The sequence below is a fragment of the Pseudomonas sp. DrBHI1 genome (genome assembly GCF_002205115.1).
Lineage (GTDB): Bacteria > Pseudomonadota > Gammaproteobacteria > Pseudomonadales > Pseudomonadaceae > Aquipseudomonas > Aquipseudomonas mosselii.
Genome location: NZ_NIBE01000102.1, coordinates 1 through 19306 on the forward strand (window position 1 = coordinate 1; position 19306 = coordinate 19306).

18 protein-coding genes are annotated in these 19306 nt (G+C 64.9%); 7 read left to right on the forward strand and 11 right to left on the reverse strand.

Features of this window, described 5'->3' with window-relative positions; genetic code table 11:
- From adeC to ttgA, 3 genes are all read right to left on the reverse strand, one after another.
- A partial coding sequence (adeC, locus tag CC207_RS20050) for an AdeC/AdeK/OprM family multidrug efflux complex outer membrane factor (RefSeq protein ID WP_088852643.1) occupies positions 1 to 1375 on the reverse strand: 1375 nt, incomplete at its 3' end.
- A complete protein-coding gene (gene ttgB, locus CC207_RS20055; RefSeq protein WP_088852644.1) occupies positions 1372 to 4524 on the reverse strand; it encodes a multidrug efflux RND transporter permease subunit TtgB in 3153 nt (1050 codons plus the stop codon). The genes ttgB and adeC, both read right to left, overlap by 4 nt.
- Positions 4525 to 4527: 3 nt before the next feature.
- A complete protein-coding gene (gene ttgA / locus CC207_RS20060; RefSeq protein ID WP_028690204.1) occupies positions 4528 to 5682 on the reverse strand; it encodes a toluene efflux RND transporter periplasmic adaptor subunit TtgA in 1155 nt (384 codons plus the stop codon).
- A 247-nt stretch (positions 5683 to 5929) separates the two neighbouring features.
- Between ttgA and ttgR the strand changes: the two genes are divergently transcribed.
- Positions 5930 to 6562, forward strand: a complete 633-nt coding sequence (gene ttgR / locus CC207_RS20065; RefSeq protein ID WP_028690203.1) for an efflux transport transcriptional regulator TtgR — start codon at positions 5930 to 5932, stop codon at positions 6560 to 6562.
- 78 nt (positions 6563 to 6640) lie between these two features.
- Here ttgR and CC207_RS20070 read toward each other — a convergent pair whose 3' ends face one another.
- Complete coding sequence (locus tag CC207_RS20070) at positions 6641 to 8092, reverse strand: MDR family MFS transporter (protein ID WP_088852645.1); 1452 nt, start codon at positions 8090 to 8092, stop codon at positions 6641 to 6643.
- Between the two features lie 396 nt (positions 8093 to 8488).
- On the opposite strand from CC207_RS20070, the gene CC207_RS20075 reads away from it, so the two are divergent.
- On the forward strand, positions 8489 to 9358 hold the full coding sequence (locus tag CC207_RS20075; RefSeq protein WP_028690201.1) for an oxaloacetate decarboxylase: 870 nt from the start codon (positions 8489 to 8491) through the stop codon (positions 9356 to 9358).
- 6 nt (positions 9359 to 9364) lie between these two features.
- On the opposite strand, the gene CC207_RS27185 is transcribed toward CC207_RS20075, so the two are convergent.
- Together CC207_RS27185 and CC207_RS20080 are read right to left on the reverse strand one after the other, a co-directional pair.
- Entirely contained in the window at positions 9365 to 9538 is a 174-nt protein-coding gene (locus tag CC207_RS27185) for a hypothetical protein (RefSeq protein WP_167388398.1), read from the reverse strand.
- A 76-nt stretch (positions 9539 to 9614) separates the two neighbouring features.
- Positions 9615 to 10523, reverse strand: coding sequence for a LysR family transcriptional regulator (locus CC207_RS20080; protein ID WP_088852646.1), 909 nt, complete (start codon positions 10521 to 10523; stop codon positions 9615 to 9617).
- A gap of 103 nt (positions 10524 to 10626) precedes the next feature.
- Here CC207_RS20080 and CC207_RS20085 point away from each other — a divergent pair, with 103 nt between their 5' ends.
- Complete coding sequence (locus tag CC207_RS20085; RefSeq protein ID WP_069016085.1) at positions 10627 to 11502, forward strand: MBL fold metallo-hydrolase; 876 nt, start codon at positions 10627 to 10629, stop codon at positions 11500 to 11502.
- 28 nt (positions 11503 to 11530) lie between these two features.
- The gene (locus CC207_RS20090; protein ID WP_062364124.1) at positions 11531 to 12145 is read left to right on the forward strand and encodes an NAD(P)-dependent oxidoreductase; all 615 of its coding nucleotides are present in this window, start codon (positions 11531 to 11533) and stop codon (positions 12143 to 12145) included.
- A gap of 120 nt (positions 12146 to 12265) precedes the next feature.
- Here the strand turns inward: CC207_RS20090 and CC207_RS20095 are convergent, their stop codons facing one another.
- Positions 12266 to 13147 carry a LysR substrate-binding domain-containing protein gene (locus tag CC207_RS20095; protein ID WP_028690197.1) on the reverse strand — a complete coding sequence of 294 codons (882 nt, stop codon included), beginning with the start codon at positions 13145 to 13147 and terminating at the stop codon, positions 12266 to 12268.
- Positions 13148 to 13259: 112 nt separating this feature from the next.
- Between CC207_RS20095 and CC207_RS20100 the strand changes: the two genes are divergently transcribed.
- Positions 13260 to 14897 (forward strand): 5-guanidino-2-oxopentanoate decarboxylase, encoded by a 1638-nt coding sequence (locus CC207_RS20100; protein WP_069016179.1) that lies wholly within the window; start codon positions 13260 to 13262, stop codon positions 14895 to 14897.
- Positions 14898 to 14970: 73 nt separating this feature from the next.
- On the opposite strand, the gene CC207_RS20105 is transcribed toward CC207_RS20100, so the two are convergent.
- On the reverse strand, positions 14971 to 15891 hold the full coding sequence (locus CC207_RS20105) for an AraC family transcriptional regulator (protein ID WP_028690195.1): 921 nt from the start codon (positions 15889 to 15891) through the stop codon (positions 14971 to 14973).
- A gap of 202 nt (positions 15892 to 16093) precedes the next feature.
- Between CC207_RS20105 and CC207_RS20110 the strand changes: the two genes are divergently transcribed.
- Together CC207_RS20110 and CC207_RS20115 are read left to right on the forward strand one after the other, a co-directional pair.
- Positions 16094 to 16387 carry a putative quinol monooxygenase gene (locus CC207_RS20110; RefSeq protein ID WP_028690194.1) on the forward strand — a complete coding sequence of 98 codons (294 nt, stop codon included), beginning with the start codon at positions 16094 to 16096 and terminating at the stop codon, positions 16385 to 16387.
- Positions 16388 to 16429: 42 nt separating this feature from the next.
- On the forward strand, positions 16430 to 16663 hold the full coding sequence (locus CC207_RS20115) for a hypothetical protein (RefSeq protein WP_028690193.1): 234 nt from the start codon (positions 16430 to 16432) through the stop codon (positions 16661 to 16663).
- Here the strand turns inward: CC207_RS20115 and CC207_RS20120 are convergent, their stop codons facing one another.
- The 3 genes from CC207_RS20120 to CC207_RS20130 all read right to left on the reverse strand — a co-directional run bounded on the left by CC207_RS20120 (position 16664) and on the right by CC207_RS20130 (position 19214).
- A complete protein-coding gene (locus CC207_RS20120; protein WP_062364125.1) occupies positions 16664 to 17269 on the reverse strand; it encodes a flavin reductase family protein in 606 nt (201 codons plus the stop codon).
- A gap of 118 nt (positions 17270 to 17387) precedes the next feature.
- Positions 17388 to 17714 (reverse strand): hypothetical protein, encoded by a 327-nt coding sequence (locus tag CC207_RS20125; protein ID WP_084941911.1) that lies wholly within the window; start codon positions 17712 to 17714, stop codon positions 17388 to 17390.
- Positions 17715 to 18062: 348 nt separating this feature from the next.
- Positions 18063 to 19214: a Fic family protein gene (locus CC207_RS20130; RefSeq protein WP_088852647.1), complete on the reverse strand. Its 1152-nt coding sequence runs from the start codon at positions 19212 to 19214 to the stop codon at positions 18063 to 18065.
- Between the last annotated feature and the right edge of the window lie 92 nt (positions 19215 to 19306).

A 19306-nucleotide genomic window follows, 5' to 3' on the forward strand; every position in this document is an offset into this window, starting at 1 on the left:
ACAGGTTGACCTCGCTGACCAGCTGCGACAGGCGATCGCCGATCAGCGACTGCTGGGCGCTGAACAGGTTGCGCTGGGCGTCGAGGAAGGTCAGGTTGCTGTCGATTCCGATGCGGTAGCGGCGCTCGGCCAGGCGGTAGTAGTCCTGGTTGGCGGCCACCAGGTCACGTTGCGCCTGCAGCTGCTCCTCGAACGTCTTGCGTGCGGCCAGGCCATCGGCGACTTCCTGGAAGGCGGTCTGAATGGTCTTTTCGTACTTGGCGACGTTGATGTCCTTCTGGATCTTCGAGTAGTCCAGGCTGGCCTTGAGGCTACCGGCGTTGAAGATCGGCAGGTTGATCTGCGGCTGGAACAGCCAGGTGCCCGAACCACCCTTGAACAGCCCGCCCATGTCCGGGCTCAGGGTACCGGCGTTGGCGGTCAGGCTGATGCTCGGGAAGAACGCGGCGCGGGCGGCGCCGATGTTGGCGTTGGCGGCCTTGAGCAGGTGCTCGGCTTCCTGGATGTCCGGACGACGTTGCAGGATGTCGGACGGCAGGCCCGCCGGCACTTCGGCCAGTTGGTCGGCATTGAGCTCCAGCGGCTTGGGCAGGTTGGCCGGCACGCCGGTACCTACCAGCACGGTGAGGCTGTTCAGGTCCTGGGCGACCAGGCGCTGGTACTGCGACAGCTTGACCCGCGCTCCTTCGACGGCGGTGCGGGCCTGGCTCAGGTCCAGCGCCGAAGCCACGCCCACCTCATTGCTGCGGCGGGTCAGGTTGTAGCTCTCTTCGTACGTCTTGAGCGTTTCTTCGGTCAGCTTCAGCAACGCCTGGTCGGCCTGCCAGGTGTAATAGGCGTTGGCCACGCTGGCCACCAGGCTGATCTGCGTGGAGCGACGCGCCTGCTCGCTGGACAGGTAGGTTTCCAGGGCCTGTTGGGTCAGGCTGCGCACACGGCCGAACAGGTCCAGTTCATAAGCGCTGACACCCAGGGTGGCCGAGTACTGGCTGCTGATGGATGCCTCGCCGGTCTGCGACATGTTCGCCGGCAGCCGCTGGCGGCTACCGCTGCCATTGGCCGATACCGCCGGCAGCAGGTCGGCGCGCTGGATGCGGTACTGGGCGCGGTAGGCGTCGATGTTCAGCGCCGCGACGCGCAGATCGCGGTTGTTTTCCAGCGACGTCTGGATCAGTTGCTGCAGCGCCGGGTCGTGGAAGAACTGGCGCCAGCCTTGCTCGGCCGCGGCAACGTTGGCCGACTCGGTCGGCGAGTACGCAGGGCCTTGCGGCCACTGCGCGGCCACCGGCGCCTCGGGCGTCTGGTAGTCGGGGATCAGCGAGCAGCCGCCGAGGATGAAGGCGGTTACCGCCAGGGACAACAAAGACTTGGTCATTGCCCAGCCTCATAACGTGGAGTTTCAGGGGTGGCGTGTTCTTTCGGCTCTTTGCTGCCGAACAGCGACGACACTGCGACGAAGAATAGCGGTACCCAGAAGATGGCCAGCACGGTCGCACTGATCATGCCGCCGATCACGCCGGTACCAATGGCGTGCTGGCTGCCGGCGCCGGCGCCGCTGGCGATGGTCAACGGTACCACGCCGAGGATGAACGCCAGCGAGGTCATGATGATCGGGCGCAGACGCATGCGGCACGCCTCGATCGCCGCGTCGTACAGGCTGCGGCCTTGCTCGTGCAGTTCCTTGGCAAACTCGACGATCAGGATGGCGTTCTTCGCCGCCAGGCCGATCGTGGTCAGCAGGCCGACCAGGAAGTACACGTCGTTGGACAACCCACGCAGGCTGGTGGCGAGCAGGGCACCGATGATGCCCAGCGGTACCACGAGCACGACCGCGATCGGGATCGACCAGCTTTCGTACAGCGCCGCCAGGCACAGGAACACGAACAGTACCGAGAGGGCGAACAGCGCCGGCATCTGCGAGCCGGAGAGTTTTTCCTCGTAGGACATGCCGGTCCAGGAGTAGCCGATGCCGGTTGGCAGTTCGCCGGCGATGCGCTCGACTTCGGCCATGGCCTCACCGGTACTGTAGCCCGGGGCCGGGGTACCGAGGATCTCGACCGCTTCCACGCCGTTGTAGCGCGACAGCTTCGGTGAGCCGTAGCTCCATTCGCCCTTGGCGAATGAGGAGAACGGCACCATTTCACCCTTGCCGTTGCGCACGTACCACTTCTGCAGGTCTTCCGGGCTCATCCGCGAGTTTGGCTCGCCCTGGATGTAGACCTTCTTGACCCGACCGCGGTCGATGAAGTCGTTGACGTAGCTACCGCCCAGGGCGATCGACAGGGTGTTGTTGATGTCGGCGATGGTCACGCCCAGGGCACTGGCGCGTTCGTCGTCGATGGTCAGTTGGTACTGTGGCTCGTCGTTCAGGCCGTTCGGACGCACGGCGCTGAGGATCTTGCTCTGCGCGGCCTTGGCCAGGAACTGGTTGCGCGCTTCCATCAGTTTCGCGTGGCCGACGCCGGCGCGGTCCTGGAGGAACACGTCGAAGCCGGTGGCGTTACCCAGTTCGAGTACCGCCGGCGGGGCGAAGGCGAACACCATCGCGTCACGGAAGCTGAAGAAGTGCATCTGCGCGCGCTGGGCGAGGGCGAACACGCTGTTCTCCTTCGAGCGCTCGCCCCACGGCTTGAGCATGATGAAGGCCATGCCCGAGCTCTGGCCACGACCGGCGAAGTTGAAGCCGTTGACGGTGAACACCGAAGCCACGGTATCGGCTTCCTTGTCGAGCAGGTACTCGCGCATCTGGTCGACCACCACCTGGGTGCGCTCGGCACTGGAGCCGGCCGGGGTCTGCACCTGGGCGAACAGCACGCCCTGGTCTTCCTCGGGCAGGAACGCGGTGGGGATGCGCGCGAACAGCCAGATCATGCCGACCACGATCAGGGCGTAGGCCAGCAGGAACGGGATCTTGTTGCGCAGGATGGTGCCGACGCTGCGTTCGTAGCCGGCGACGCTGCGGTCGAAGTTGCGGTTGAACCAGCCGAAGAAGCCACGCTTGGCCACATGGTGCTCGCCCTTCTTGAGCGGCTTGAGCATGGTGGCGCACAGGGCCGGGGTGAAGATCAGCGCCACCAGCACCGACAGGCCCATGGCCGAGACGATGGTGATGGAGAACTGGCGATAGATCACACCGGTGGAACCGCCGAAGAAGGCCATCGGCAGCAGTACCGCCGACAGGACCAGGGCGATACCCACCAGGGCGCCCTGGATCTGCTCCATGGAGCGCTTGGTTGCCTCCTTGGGCGGCAACCCTTCCTCGGACATCACCCGCTCGACGTTCTCCACCACGACGATGGCGTCGTCCACCAGCAAGCCGATGGCCAGGACCATGGCGAACATGGTCAGGGTGTTGATGCTGAAGCCTGCGGCGGCAAGGATGCCGAAAGTACCCAGCAACACCACCGGCACGGTCATGGTGGTGATGATGGTGGCGCGGAAGTTCTGCAGGAACAGGTACATCACCAGGAACACCAGGACCACGGCCTCGATCAGGGTGTGGATCACCCCGCTGATCGATTCGGTGACCACTGGCGTGGTGTCATACGGGAATACGGCCTTCACGCCCGGCGGGAAGAATGGCTCCAGGTCGCTGATGGTGGTGCGCAGCGCCTTGGCGGTGTCCAGGGCGTTGGCGCCGGTGGCCAGCTTGACCGCCAGGCCCGAGGCCGGCTTGCCGTTGTACTGGGCGCTGATGGCGTAGTTCTCGCCGCCCAGGCCGACCGTGGCGACATCGCCCAGGCGTACCTGGGAACCGTCGTTGTTGACCTTGAGCAGGATCTTCTCGAACTGCTCGGCGGTCTGCAGGCGGGTCTTGCCGATGATGGTGGCGTTGAGCTGGGTGCCCGGCAGTGCTGGCAGGCCGCCGAGCTGGCCGGACGAGACCTGGACGTTCTGCGCGGCCACGGCGGTGCGCACGTCGACCGGGGTCAGCTGGAACTTGTTCAGCTTGGCCGGATCCAGCCAGATACGCATGGCGTACTGCGCACCGAACACCTGGAAGTCACCGACGCCCGCGGTCCGCGAGATCGGGTCCTGCATGTTGGAGACGATGTAGTTGGCCAGGTCGTCCTTGCTCATGCTGCCGTCTTCGGACACCAGGCCGATCACCAGCAGGAAGTTCTTCACGGCCTTGGTGACGCGGATACCTTGCTGCTGCACTTCCTGCGGCAACAGCGGGGTGGCCAGGTTCAGCTTGTTCTGGACCTGGACCTGCGCGGTGTCGGAGTTGGTGCCCTGCTCGAAGGTGGCGGTGATGGTCATGCTGCCGTCGGAGTTACTTTCCGACGACACATAACGCAGGTTGTCGATACCGTTGAGCTGTTGCTCGATCACCTGCACCACGGTGTCCTGCACCGTCTGCGCCGAGGCGCCCGGGTAGGTCACGGAGATGGCGATGGCCGGCGGGGCGATGCTCGGGTACTGGTTGATCGGCAGCTTCAGGAGCGACAGGGCGCCGACCAGCATGATCACCAGGGCGATCACCCAGGCGAAGATCGGGCGATCGATAAAGAACTTCGACATGGTTTACTCCGCTTTGGCGTCGGCTTTGGCCGTGTTGGCCTGAGCAGGGCCGGCCGGCTTCTTGACGTTGGTGGCTTCGCTGACCTTGACCTCGACGCCCGGTCGCACGAACTGCAGCCCTTCGGTGATCAGACGATCGCCCGGGTTCAGGCCTTCCTCGATCAGCCAGTCGCTGCCAAGGGTGCGGCTGGCCTTGAGCTGGCGCAGTTCGACCTTGTTCTCCTGGTTGACCACCAGCGCGGTCGGCGCGCCCTTGAGGTCGCGGGTCACGCCCTGTTGCGGGGCCAGGATGGCGTTGGCGTTGACCCCGGCCTTGAGCCGCGCATGCACGAACATGCCAGGCAGCAGGGTGTGGTCGGGGTTGGGGAAGATCGCGCGCAGGGTGACCGAGCCTGTGGTCTCATCGACGGCGACTTCGGAGAACTCCAGGCGACCCTGTTGCTTGAACAGGCTGCCGTCCTCCAGCACCAGCTGCACCTGGGCGGCGTTGTCGCCGGCCTTCTGCAGTTGGCCGCTTTCCAGGTCACGACGCAGCTTGAGCAGCTCGGCGGTGGACTGGGTGACGTCGACGTAGATTGGATCGAGCTGCTGGATGGTGGCCATGGCGTTGGTCTGGCCGTTGTTCACCAGGGCGCCTTCGGTGACCGAGGAGCGACCGATGCGGCCACTGATCGGGGCCAGTACCTTGGTGTAGCGCAGGTCGATCTGGGCGCTCTTGAGCGAGGCCTCGGCCTGCAATCGTTTGGCATTGGCGTCGTCGTATTCCTGCTTGGAGACGGCTTGCTCGTCGATCAGCTGCTTGTAGCGTTCGGCCAGCGAGCGGGTAGCCTGCAGGTTGGCCTGGGCGTTGGCCAGGGTCGCCTCGTAGACGGCCGGGTCGATCTGGTAGAGCTGCTGCCCTTCCTTGACGTCGGTGCCTTCCTTGAACAGGCGCTTGAGAATGATGCCGTTCACCTGCGGGCGAACCTCGGCCACACGGTAGGCGCTGGTGCGCCCCGGCAGTTCCGAGGTCAGGGTGAAGGCTTGCGGTTGCACGGTCACGACGCCGACCTGAGGAGCCTGCGGCGCAGGCGCTGCTTCCTCTTTCTTACAGCCACTGAGCAGGGTTGCCAGGGCCACGGCGGAAACCAGGGCGGTTACGGCTGGCTTGAATTGCATGAGGATCCTCGGGTCGCAGGAGCAAGGGAGCTCAAGAATATAGTGGAAGAGTCTTAAGAGAAAAACGCTATCCGGTGGATAAATAGCTTGCTAAGGAATATACTTACATTCATGGTTGTTTGTAAATACCGTCGGTGAGTCGCCGCGGATCGTCCACATGCACCCGGGAGTGGCCCATAAAATGCTCGCCCCGGCCCGATTCCCGTCCGCCAGATGTGCGGGCGGGGCCTGATGAGGTTGTACTGCCATGGTCCGTCGAACCAAAGAAGAAGCCCAGGAAACCCGTGCCCAGATCATTGAGGCGGCGGAAAAGGCCTTCTACAAGCGCGGTGTCGCGCGTACCACCCTGGCCGACATCGCCGAGCTCGCGGGGGTGACCCGCGGGGCGATCTACTGGCATTTCAGCAACAAGGCGGAGCTGGTGCAGGCGCTGCTCGATAGCCTGCACGAAACCCATGACCACCTGGCCCGGGCCAGTGAAAGCGAGGACGAACTCGACCCGCTCGGCTGCATGCGCAAGCTCTTGCTGCAAGTGTTCAACGAGCTGGTGCTCGATGCCCGTACCCGGCGTATCAATGAAATCCTGCATCACAAGTGCGAGTTCACCGACGACATGTGTGAGATTCGCCAGCAACGCCAGGGCGCGGTGCTGGACTGCCATCAGAGCATCGCCCTGGCCCTGGGCAATGCGGTACGTCGTGGCCAGTTGCCCGGGGAGCTCGATATCGATCGGGCTGCCGTGGCCATGTTTGCCTATGTGGATGGCCTGATCGGCCGCTGGCTGCTGCTGCCGGACAGCTTCGACCTGTTGGCCGATGTCGAAAAATGGGTCGATACCGGGCTGGATATGCTGCGCTTGAGCCCAGGCTTGCGCAAATGACACTTTGTTAAGGATTGTGAGGAAGTGTTACTCCTTTGCGATTAAGGGGGCGTTAATACCCCCTGTGGGCGCAGACAGCTAGCGCCCGCGCAACTGCCGGTCGGGTAAGGCCAGCGCCGCCAGCAGCCCGATCAGCGAAGCGCCGGCACTGACCAGCAGCAGGTCGCGGAAGGTTTCCAGCAAGCGCGCCTGGGTCTGCGGATCCGCCTCGCCGGCCTTGAGGCTCCCCAGCAGCGGGTTACCCAGCATTTCGAAACCGCCCTGATGCAGCAGCGCCAGCAACAGGCTCGACATGCACGCCACCCCCATCGCCCCGCCGAGCGAGCGGAACAGGTTGGTGGTACTGGTCGCCACGCCGATGTCCCTGCTGTCCACCGCGCTTTGCGTGCCCACCAGCGAGGTGGGGAACTGCAGGCCGCAGGCGATGCCGGTCAGCAGCATGAACACCGCGCCGAGCAAGCCCGACTGTGGTGGTGTCAGCGCCATGGCGGCAATGGCCAGCGGCATCAGCAGTGCTCCTGTCAGGATCTGCGGTTTGAAGCGGCCGGTGCGGCTGGTCATGCGTCCACCGGTGAAGGCGCCGACGGGCAGCCCCATGGCCAGTGGCAGCAGGTGCAGCGCCGCGCTGTCGGCACCCGCACCGGTGATGCCCTGGTAGCGCAGGGGCATGAGCATGGTCAGCGAAATCGACTGGAAGCTGGCGAAGAAGATCACGCACCAGCACAGCACCGCCACCCGATTGCCGAACAGGCTCAGCGGCAGCAGCGGCTCGCGGCAACGGCGCTCGTGGGCGATGAACGCCAGCAGCCCGAGCAGCGCGCAACCCAGCAGCGCCAGCACCTGCGACGACAGCCAGGCATGCCCCTGGCCGACCAGGGTGATGCCCAGCAGCAGGCTGCCCAGACCAACGATCATCAACACAGCGCCCAGGTAGTCCACCCGGGCCTCGCGGCGCTTGACCGACAACCCGTCCAGCGCCCGATGGATGACCCACAGGGCGACCAGTCCCAGCGGCAGGTTGATCCAGAACACCCAGCGCCAGGACAGGTACTCGGTCAGCCAGCCGCCGAGCACCGGCCCGGCGACACTGGCCAGGGCGTACATACTGCTGAAATAGCCCTGGTAGCGTCCGCGCTCGCGCGGTGGCACGAAGTCGCCGATGATCGCCTGGCTCACCGACACCATGCCGCCGGCGCCGATGCCCTGGAGCACCCGCGCCAGCACCAACTGCGGCATGTCCTGGGCCAGGCCGCAGGCCAGCGAGGCCAGGGTGAACAGGGCAGTGCCGGTGAGGATCATGCGCCGCCGACCATACAGGTCGCCGAGCTTGCCGTAGATCGGCACCGCGATGGTCATGGCCACCATGTAGCCGGAGATGACCCAGGCCAGCAGCCCGACGTCATTGAACTGCGCGGAGATCGCCGGCATGGACACGGCGACGATGGTCTGGTCGAGTGCGCCGAGGAAGATCGCCAGCATCAGGGCGGTCAGGACGCTACGCAGGACGGTGGGGGGCAGGGCGGCAGTCACGGTGGATACCTTGTGGTCAGAGCTGGCACGAGCGCGAGGCGTCGTGGGCTTGTCGTGCGATGGGATCGTCAATGGGGGCGTATTGTAGCCTGAGTTACATAGCTACCTATGTACTCCATGCATCCCCTATGCAAGATCGGCATTAGCGCATTCATCCAGCGATGCATGACCGCGTGATATCGTGGCAGGGCCGCAGAGGCTGAAATCCGGGGGCTGCACCAGCATGGTGCAGCTGTTTGCCGCAGGGTTTCGCGTCGCTGTATGTCCACACCTTCTATTCCTCTGCCTGCATGTCGAGCATGACCGCCCTGATGGCGACGGTTGGAACAGTCAGGTAGACCCGATACAGGGGTCGGTTGTCAGCCGTTCACAAATTTCATTACAAGCGGAGTGATCATGCCCAAGGCTTCCCACCACGATCTGCGTTTTGCCTTTCGCGAACTGCTTGCTTCAGGTTCGTGCTATCACACCGCTTCGGTCTTCGACCCGATGTCCGCCCGTATCGCCGCGGACCTGGGCTTCGAAGTCGGCATCCTCGGCGGCTCGGTCGCCTCGTTGCAGGTCCTGGCCGCGCCGGACTTCGCCCTGATCACCCTCAGCGAGTTCGTCGAGCAGGCCACCCGCATCGGGCGCGTGGCCCAGTTGCCGGTGCTCGCCGACGCCGACCACGGCTATGGCAATGCGCTCAATGTGATGCGCACGGTCATCGAGCTGGAGCGCGCCGGCGTGGCCGCGCTGACCATCGAGGACACCTTGCTGCCGGCCCAGTTCGGCCGCAAGTCCACCGACCTGATCTCGGTGGAGGAGGGCGTGGGCAAGATTCGCGCGGCGCTGGAGGCACGTGTCGATTCGGCGCTGGCGATCATCGCCCGGACCAATGCCGGTGTGCTCACCACCGAGGAAATCATCGTCCGCACCCAGAGCTACCAGAAGGCCGGCGCCGACGGCATCTGCATGGTGGGGGTGAAGGACTTCGAGCAGTTGGAGCAGATCGCCGAGCACCTGAGCGTGCCGCTGATGCTGGTCACCTACGCCAACCCGAACCTGCGCGACGACGAGCGCCTGGCGCGCCTGGGCGTGCGCATCGTGGTCGATGGCCATGCCGCCTACTTCGCCGCGATCAAGGCCACCTACGACTGCCTGCGCCAGCAGCGTGGCCAGCAGCACAAGTCGGACAGCCTCGGCGCCACCGAGCTTTCGCACACCTACACCCAGCCCGAGGACTACATCCGCTGGGCGAAAGAGTACATGAGCGTCGAGGAGTGATTTTCTCTACCTGACGGCGCTCAGGGTGGCGCTGTGGGGAACGCAGTGTTCGTGGACGCAACTGGCCGCCGTGTTGGGCTGGCTTCGCAACAGCTCGACCCGCCAGCAGGCCGAGCCATAAAGCCCGGCCACCGCGACCAGGGCGAAGACGAGGGCGCAACGCCTGGATTTGATGCTCATGGTGCGGACCTCCTGTTGGTGCAACAGGTCATACCTTCAAGCATAGGCCTTGTGCACGAATCTGCATCGCCTGGACTCAGCTCAATCCCTTGTCCCACTCCGGCTCGTCGCCGAACCGCTGCGCCAGGAAGTCGAGCATGCTGCGCAGCGTCGCCGGCATGTGCTTGCGCGAGGTGTACACCGCATTCAGGGTCAGCTCCCGTGGCCTGGCGTGCGGCAATAGCCGCACCAGCTCGCCACTGCGCAACGCGGCCGCCGCCTGGTAGGTGGGCAACATGGCGATCCCGGCGTGGGCCAGGGCGGCTTTCTGCAGGGTCATGGCCTCGTTGGCGCTGATATTGCCCTGCACCGGCACGGCGACGTTCTGCCCGTCCACCTCGAAATGCCACAGGCTGTGGCCGAAGTAGGCGTGGGTCAGGCAGTTGTGCCGGCTCAGTTCCTCGACCTGGCGCGGCGTACCGTGCTCGCGCAGGTAGGCGGGGCTGGCGCAGACCACCGAGCGGCACACGCTCAGGCGCCGGGCGATGAGGTTGGGGTCGACGTCGTTGCTGGTGCGGATGGCCAGGTCGATGCGCTCGTCCACCAAGTTGACGGTGCGGTCGAGCATTTGCAGTTCCACTTTCACCCCAGGGTAGCATTTGACATAGGCGGCCAGCGCATCCACCAGTTGGGCCTGGCCGAACGAGGTGCTGACGCTGATGCGCAGTTCACCGCGGGGGGCGTCGTCCGGCTGGCGCACGGCGTTCTGCAGGTCGCCGGCCAGCTCCAGCAACTGGCGGCAGCGGGGCAGGGTTTCGAGACCCGCCGCCGTCAGGCTTAGCTTGCGCGTGGTGCGTTGCATCAGGCGTGCGCCCACCCAGTCCTCCAGCTCCGCCAGGTAGCGCGATACCACGGGCCTGGAAAGCTCCAGATGATCCGCCGCGGCGGACTGGCTGCCCAGGTCGACGACGGTGACGAATACGCGCATGGCGTTGAGACGGTCCATGATCTGTCCGATTTTAGAAACAAACTATGTCGAAGCATCGCATTTTTTGTATTGGTTCGGGCAACTAAGCTTGTCTGCATCGTCCCACTCACAGGATCTTGCGATGTCTCTTCTCACTCCCCTGCGCGGCCTGCTGCTGGCCTGTCTCACCCTCGGCGGCCAGGCCATGGCCAGCGAACCGCTAAAGCTCGAAGCCTACAACCCTGGCCACGCGGCGATCTTCCCGGTCAGTTCGGTGATCGTCAGTGGCGCCCATGAGGCCATCCTGGTCGACGCCCAGTTCGGCAAAGGCCAGGCCGAGCAGGTGGTCGAACGCCTGCGTGCCAGCGGCAAGCAGCTGACCACCATCTATGTCAGCCATGGCGACCCGGACTACTACTTTGGCCTGGACACCATCACCCAGGCGTTTCCCAAGGCCCGGGTGGTCGCCTCGGCCGCCACTGTCGAACACATTCGCAAGACCATGGACGCCAAGCTGGCCTACTGGGGCCCGCAGATGGGCGCGGACAAGCCGGCACGCCTGGTGGTGCCGCAGGTCCTCGAGGGCAATCGCCTGGAGCTGGAAGGCCAGGCACTGGAGGTTGTCGGCCTGGACGGTCCACAGCCGGACCGCAGCTTCGTCTGGATTCCCTCGATCAAGGCAGTGGTCGGTGGCGTGGTGGTTTCCGAGCACATCCACGTGTGGATGGCCGACACCCAGACCGCGCAATCCCACGCCGACTGGCTGAGCACCCTGGCGAAGATCGAGCAGCTTGCCCCGCGCACGGTGATCCCTGGGCATTACCTGGGCGACAGCAGCCGCTCGCTGGACGCGGTGCGCTTCACCGCCGGCTACATTCGTGACTTCGATACCGAAGCCGCCAAGGCCGCCGACTCCGCCGCGCTGATCGCAGCGATGAAGCAACGCTACCCGAACCTTGGCGACGAGAGTTCCCTGGAACTGGGGGCCAAGGTCGCCAAGGGCGAGATGAAGTGGTAATCCCTTTCAACCTGTTGGAGTGTTTCCCATGAGCAAGATCGCAATCATCGGCGCCACCGGGCGCGCCGGCAGCCAGTTACTGGAAGAGGCCCTGCGTCGTGGTCACAGTGTGGTGGCGATCGCCCGTGATCCGGGCAGCCTGCAAGGCCGTGACGGCGTGACGGTCAAGGCGCTGGATGCCAAGGACAGCGCCGCCCTGCAGGCGGCCGTGGCGGGCTGCGACGCGGTGCTGAGCGCGGCGCATTTTTCCACTCTCGAGCCGGGCGCGATCATCGAGCCGGTCAAGCGGGCCGGGGTCAAGCGCCTGCTGGTGGTGGGCGGGGCCGGCAGCCTGCTGCTGCCGTCCGGGCACCGGGTGATCGACAGCCCGGACTTCCCCGAGGCCTACAAGGCCGAGGCCAGCGCCGGGGTGCGCTTTCTCGATACGCTGCGCCGCGAACCGACCCTGGACTGGACCTTCCTGTCGCCGTCGGCGGAGTTCGTCGAAGGCGAGCGCAGCGGGCACTACACCCTGGGCAAGGACCACTTGCTGATCGGCGCAGACGGCAAGAGCTGGATCACCTTTGCCGATTACGCCATCGCCATGCTCGACGAGCTGGAAAAGCCGGCACACTCGCGGGCAAGGTTCACAGTCGGTTACTGAGTCGCACGGTACAAGGAGCGGCCTTGTGTCGCGAAAGCACCCGCAAGCGGCCCCGGCGATCTATGCCATGGCCACGATCCTGGGGCCGCTGCGCGCCCCTTTCGCGACACAAGGCCGCTCCTACAGGGATTGTGCAAGGCTTGAGGCACGTGCCTGCAGCCACTCCATCAACTCGACCAGCCCCGCGGGCATGGTCTTCGAAGGTGTCACCAGGTAATACCCCTTCCCGGTCGTCACCTTCAGCTCGAACGGCATGCACAACCGGCCTGCGTGCAGGTCGTCGCCGATCAGCGAGAAATCGCCAATGGCGATCCCCGTCCCTTGGGAGGCCATGGCCATGGCCATGTCCAACGTCTCGAAATGCTGCTTCGGCCCCTGGGGCTCGAACCCGGCATTGGCCGCCTGCAACCACAACCGCCAGTCATGTTCGTCCCGCGAGGGGTGCAGCAGCATCTGCCGTGCCAGGTCCTGCAACTGCAAGGGGCCGCTAGACACCGATGGCGCGCAGACCGGCGTCAGTTGTTCGTCGAACAGCTTGCGTACCTGCTGCCCCTGGTTCGGCGCCGCGCCATAGACCACGGCCGCATCGAAGCCCTCGCGACGAAAATCCACGCCATGCTGCACCGTGGTGGTCAACTCCACCGGGACATCTGGGCGCAGTGCCTGCCATTCCAGCAAGCGTGGCAGCAGCCAGCGCATCACACAGGTCGGCGCTTTGAGCTGCAGTGTCGCGCTGCGTCCGCCGACCTCGCGCACGCCTTGCTCGATCAGGGCAAAGATCTGCTGCACCCGGGGCAGCCAGTCCTGCCCTTCGCGGGTCAGCGCCAGGCCTCGGGCCTGGCGCTGGAACAATGCGTAGCCCAGGTGCTCCTCGAGCCCGGCGATCTGCCGGCTGACCGCGCCTTGGGTGATATGCAGATGGTGCGCGGCGCGGGTGAAGTTGCAGTGCTGGGCGGTCACCAGGAAGGTGTGCAGGGCGGGGAGGGGCGGCAGGCGTTTCATTGTGACAAGCCATGATATGGGGTCATGGCTAGTATGTGTTTTTTTGCATTGTGGCGGTAGTCGGCGCTTGTTTCCATGAGCACAGGTCTTAACAAGAATCGGGTACTCGATGATGGCAACCTGTGGTGAAGTGCTGGTCAAACTCCTCGAAGGCTATGGCGTCGATCATGTCTTTGGCATTCCCGGCGTGCATACCGTGGAACTCTACCGCGGCCTGGCCGCTTCCTCGATCCGTCACATCACCCCCCGCCACGAGCAGGGTGCCGGGTTCATGGCCGATGGCTACGCGCGTACCCGGGGTAAGCCTGGCGTGTGTTTCATCATCACCGGCCCGGGCATGACCAACATCACCACCGCCATGGGCCAGGCCTATGCCGACTCGATTCCGATGCTGGTGATTTCCAGCGTGCAATCGCGCAACCAGCTGGGCGGCGGCCGTGGCAAGCTGCATGAGCTGCCCAACCAGGCCGGGCTGGTAGCGGGGGTGGCGGCGTTCTCGCACACGCTGATGAGCGCCGATGACCTGCCTGAGGTGCTGGCCCGGGCCTTCGCCGTGTTCGACGGTGGCCGGCCTCGCCCTGTGCATATCGAGATCCCGCTGGATGTGCTGGTGGAACCCGCCGATCACCTGTTGCCGGGCCGCGTGGTGCGTACCACCCGTGCCGGCGCCGCGCCACAGACCGTGCAGCGCATGGCCGTGCGCCTGGCCAAGGCGCGGCGTCCGCTGATCCTGGCCGGTGGCGGTGCGCTGGAGGCGGGCACCGCGCTGGCGCGACTGGCCGAGCACCTGCAGGCGCCGGTGGCGCTGACCATCAACGCCAAGGGGTTGTTGCCCGCCAACCATCCGCTGCAGATCGGTTCGACCCAGACCCTGTCTGCCACCCGCGCGCTGGTGGCCGAGGCCGACGTGGTGCTGGCCATCGGCACCGAACTGGCCGAAACCGACTACGACGTGACCTTCAAGGGCGGTTTCGAGATTCCCGGCAGCCTGCTGCGGATCGATATCGACCCTGACCAGACAGTACGCAATTACCTGCCAGAACTGGCCCTGGTGGGCGATGCCGCCCAGGCCACCGAAGCGCTGCTGGTAGCCCTGAACCTGCAGGCGCAACCGCCGCGTGATAGCGATTGGGGAGCGGCGCGGGCCGCCCGCCTGCGCCAGGACAACGCGGCCAGTTGGGACCAGCCGACCCTGAGCCAGACCCGCCTGCTGACCAGCATCCTGCAAACCCTGCCGGACGCCATCCTGGTGGGCGATTCGACCCAGCCGGTCTATACCGGCAACCTGACCCTGGACATGGCCAGGCCGCGCCGCTGGTTCAATGCCTCGACCGGTTACGGCACGCTGGGCTACGCGTTGCCGGCCGCCATGGGCGCCTGGTTGGGCAGCGCCGAGTCGCCCGCCGAACGCGCGCCGGTGGTGTGCCTTATCGGTGACGGCGGGTTGCAGTTCACCTTGCCCGAGCTGGCCAGCGCGGTCGAGGCGCAGGTGCCGCTGATCGTGCTGCTGTGGAACAACCAGGGGTACGAGGAAATCAAGAAGTACATGGTCAACCGGGCGATCGAGCCGGTTGGCGTGGACATCCATACCCCGGACTTCATTGGCGTGGCGCTGGCGCTGGGGGCCGAGGCAGAGGACGTGGGCGATGTGGGGCAGTTGCAGGCGGCGTTGGGCCGGGCAGTGGAGCGTCAGGGACCGACCTTGATCCAGGTGGATCAAGGTCGGTGGCAGCAGGCGGTACTAGCCTGAGCGCAGTAGCGAGGGCTTTGCCGTCGATCGCGGGGCAAGCCCGATCCTACGGTCGTCCAATGTTTGTCTCTTTTCAGCTGGCGCTGGCGCGCAGGCGCGCCACGTCGCGAATCGGCGGTGCTCCGTACAAGCGGCTGTACTCGCGGCTGAACTGCGACGGACTTTCATAGCCCACCCGGTAGCCAGCCACCGCGGCCTCCAGCCCGTCATTGAGCATCAGTCGCCGCGCCTCCTGCAGGCGCAGCTGCTTCTGGTACTGCAACGGGCTCATCGAGGTCACCGCCTTGAAACGGTGGTGCAGGGTCGAGGTGCTGAGGTTGACCTCGCGTGCCAGGTCCTCGATGCGCAAGGGCTCCTGGTAATGCCGGTTGAGCCAGGCGATGGCCTGGCATACCCGGTGGGTCTGGCTGCTGGACAGGGCGATCTCGCACAGACGCCAGCCCTGGGGGCCACGCAGCACGCGATACATCAGCTCGCGGCGCACCAGTGGGGCGAGCACGGCGATATCCCGCGGGCTGTCGAGCAAGCGCACCAGGCGCAGCAGCGTGTCGAGCAACTGCGGATCGCTTTTCTCCACGAACAGTCCACGGCCGGAAGCCTGGCCGGGGACCAGTATCGGCCCGCTCTCGGCGATCAGCTGGCTGATCTGTGCCGGGTCGATATCCAGGCGCAAACCCAGGCAGGGGTTCTCCGGGCTGGCCTCGAGCAGGGCGCCGGTAATGGGCAGCGTCACCGAGACCACCATGTAGTGCAGCGGGTCGTAGGTATAGCGCTCGTCGCCCAGGAACAATGTCTTGCTGCCCTGGGCCAGGATGCACAAGGCCGGTTGTGCCAGGGCCGGCATGCCGCGTACATCCTCTTCGTAGCGGGTCAGGTACAGGTCTTCGATGGCCGACACCGAGCCATGGGGGATTTGGGCGTGACGCCGGATCAGTCCGGCCAGCTCCTGGCGTTGCTGCTCCAGAAGCGGATCGAGGGACGTGGATGAACTCATGGCGGTATTCCTCTGCTGACGGACGCAGCATAGGTTTGGGCAATGGCAGGCGCTAGTCGAAAGCTGCAGATCGATTGCCTGATCCTGCTCCGTTGCAGGATCAGGCAATCGGCCGGCAGTAATGGCCTAACGTTCCGCGTGGGCGACCCCCTAACCTTGGCAGCCTGGTTTTCCCGTCCGTAGCGCTTCAAGGAGATCGTTCATGAGCCAGCAGCAACCGGTCACACACCTGGCTTTCATCCGCGCCAGCAACGGTCGATCCGCGGAACTTGGCGTGCGCCTGCGCGACCTGCTCGAGCCGTCGCGGCGTGCGCCGGGCTGCCTGAGCTTCAGCGTGCAGCGCTCGCAGGTCGATGCCGACCTGTGGCTGCTCAGCGGCAGCTGGTGCGACCAGCAGGCGATGAGTGGCTATTTCGCCTCGCCCACCCTCGACGTATTTGGTGAGCTGGTGCAGGAGCAGGTGGTCAGCAGCCTCGACCTGCATACGTTCGCCTAGCGTGTAAAATGTCGTCCCTCGATCACACAGGCGCAGAGCGACATGGCACGTAGAGAATTCCCCCACTTCGAAGCGGTTTCGGCAATGGTCCCGGTACAAGGCGGCGGCTACCACGCGGCGATTGCCGTGAAGGCCCTGGTCATGGGCGGCGCGCCGCGCTTTCACAAAGTGCTGGACGGGCAGGTGTTCCAGTCGGCGATCGCGGCCGACGAGGCCGCTTGTGCCGAACTCGAACGCCTGCAGGGCGTGGGCGAGGAAGGTGAGCTGATCTTCTGATCAGGCCTGTGGCCGAGCCATCTTGAACAGCTCGCCCAGCGCAAAGTAGTCGGCCGGGCCGCCGCCACGCAGGATCGGTTCGGCGGCGGCGGTGTCGTAGATACCGTCTTTCAGCAGGTGCTCGGCAATGTGCACCGCCACCACCTCGCCGAGGATCAGCCAGCTGGGCACCACCTCCTGGTCCGCACGCTTGAGCTGGACGATCTGGCTGACCTTGCATTCGAAACTCACCGGGCTTTCGCCGACACGCGGCACCTTGACCACATTCGAGGCGGTCGGGGTGAGGCCGCTGAGCGCGAACTCGTCGACATCCGCCGCCACGGCGGCGCAGCTCTGGTTCATCTGCTGCGCCAGTGGACGGGTGGCCAGGTTCCAGACGAACTCTCCGGTCTGCTCGATGTTGTTCAGGCTGTCTTTGCGCCCGACGCTGCAGAAACCGATGATCGGAGGGATGTAGTTGAAGGCGTTGAAGAAGCTGTAGGGCGCCAGGTTCAGGCGGCCTTCGCGGTCGTGGCTGGAGATCCAGCCGATGGGCCGTGGGCCGACGATGGCGTTGAACGGGTCGTGGGGCAGGCCGTGGCCTTTGGCGGGTTCGTAGTAGTACATCTGCGCAAGGCCGCGAGGCCCTTCCTGGTGGGGGACAAGACGCCTAGTGTGCCAAGGCTTGGCCCGGCTGCAAATAATCAAGCCCGGCCGAAGCCGGGCTGGTAGCGCGCATCAGCGATCAGCTGATGCGGTGGCCGTTGGTGCGGTCGAAGCCGTCTTCTGCGAAGCGCTGGCCGCCAGTGCGATCAAAGCCGTCTTCGGCGAAGCGCTGGCCGCCGGTGCGATCGAAGCCGTCTTCTGCGAAGCGCTGGCCGCCGGTGCGATCAAAGCCATCTTCAGCGAAGCGCTGGCCGCCGGTACGATCGAAGCCATCTTCTGCGTAGGTGGCCGACTGACTCTGTACGGCAGCGAAGGTGTGGGCGCCGGTACGGTCGAAACCGTCTTCGGCGAAGGCGCCAGTGGCCAGAACAGAGAGGGCGAGGGTGAGGATCAGTTGGTTTTTCATGGTCGTTGCTCCGGTGGGTTGCTTGGGGTTGTTGTTTCTATGGGTTCAATGCTACGCCCATTAAATTGATTAAAAAGCGCAAAAAATAGCAAATTAGAATCGATTAAATCGATTGATAGTGGCGCGGGTAATGTCAGGAAGCTGCCATTGGCGCCCCAGCCACCGTCCAACGCCGTTCCCATCGGTTTCGGAAGGGCAGGTCAGTGGCAGGGCCATTTCAGAATGGGCCCAGGCAGTTAATTGGGAATTAAGGGAAGAAGCGGCTTTCCATGAGATAGCGACCTGTTACCAGTGACGCGAGGTACAGCGGGGAGCGAGCTGTTCAGGGCGCTCGTTGACCAGCCCTGCTCAGGTCTCTTGGGTATTCACCCTGTATCGGGTGCTACGCCCGCCGCCGGGCAGACGAACCAGGCAATGCTTGTCCAGCAGGTCGACAAGGTGCCGGGTGGCCGTGGCCTTGGAGACCTTGGCCACCGCCTGGTACTGGCTGGCGCTGATACCGGCCTCGAACCCGCGAGGCCCACCATCGAGCAGGCGGTTGAGCACCTTGACCTGTTCGGGCAACAAGCCATCGTCACGATGGATCAGCCAGAAGCGCGCCTTGGCCAGCACCCGGTCGATGCGCACCAGCGCTTGCTGGAGGCTGCGCAGCAAGGTGGACAGGAACCAGGCCAGCCATTGTGTGACGTCCAGGTCGCCGCGCTGGCTGCTTTCAAGGACTGCGTAGTAGCCTGCCCGGTCTTCCAGGATGCTGCTGGACATGGCGTAGAAACGGACCGCACGCTGCTCGCCCTGGGCCAATGCCAGGTCTGTGATGGCGCGCGCCAGGCGGCCGTTGCCATCGGCGAAGGGGTGCAAGGTGACGAACCAGAAATGGGCGAGCCCCGCGCGTAGCAGGGGGTCGAGTTGCCGATCGCTGCGGCTATTTTCAAACCAGTCGATGAACTGCCGCACCCGCTGCTCCAGGCCGGCACGCGGCGGTGCTTCGAAATGCACCCTGGGTTTGTCGATACGCCCCGATACCACTTGCATTGGAGCATCGTCGCGCCATTCACCGACTGGCAGGGGCGGTGCGAGTGAATCGTCAGGTTCGGGAAACAGCCAGCGGTGCCACAGGAACAGGCGCTGTTGATCCAGTGGCCGAACATAGCCCATGGCCGCATCCACCATCAGTTCGGCCAGGCCCTCGCTGCGTGTCGTGGTCGTACCCGGCTCCGCGATGCCGAGCCGGCGGGCCAGGGAAGAGCGGACGGACTCCACATTGAGCTGCTCACCCTCGATGGCCGAGGATGTGACAATGTTCTGCAGCAGGGTATCGAGCGTATCGAGGTTGGCATTGGCCTCGGTCACTGCCCCCGCTCTGCCCAGCAGGCAGCCCTGCGCCTGGACGCAGTCTCTGAGCAAGGTTGCCAGTTGTGATGCGTCCCAACGAAAGTCGGGCCAGTCGGCCTGCTGCCAGACCCAGACGGTGTCGGCAGCCGTATGCGCTTTTGGGTTCATGAGCCGAATAATAGCGCCATTCGGCTCATTGTGTGAGCCGAATGGCGCTATTATTCGGCTCACAATCCTTAAAAAGGGGCGCACGGTCATCC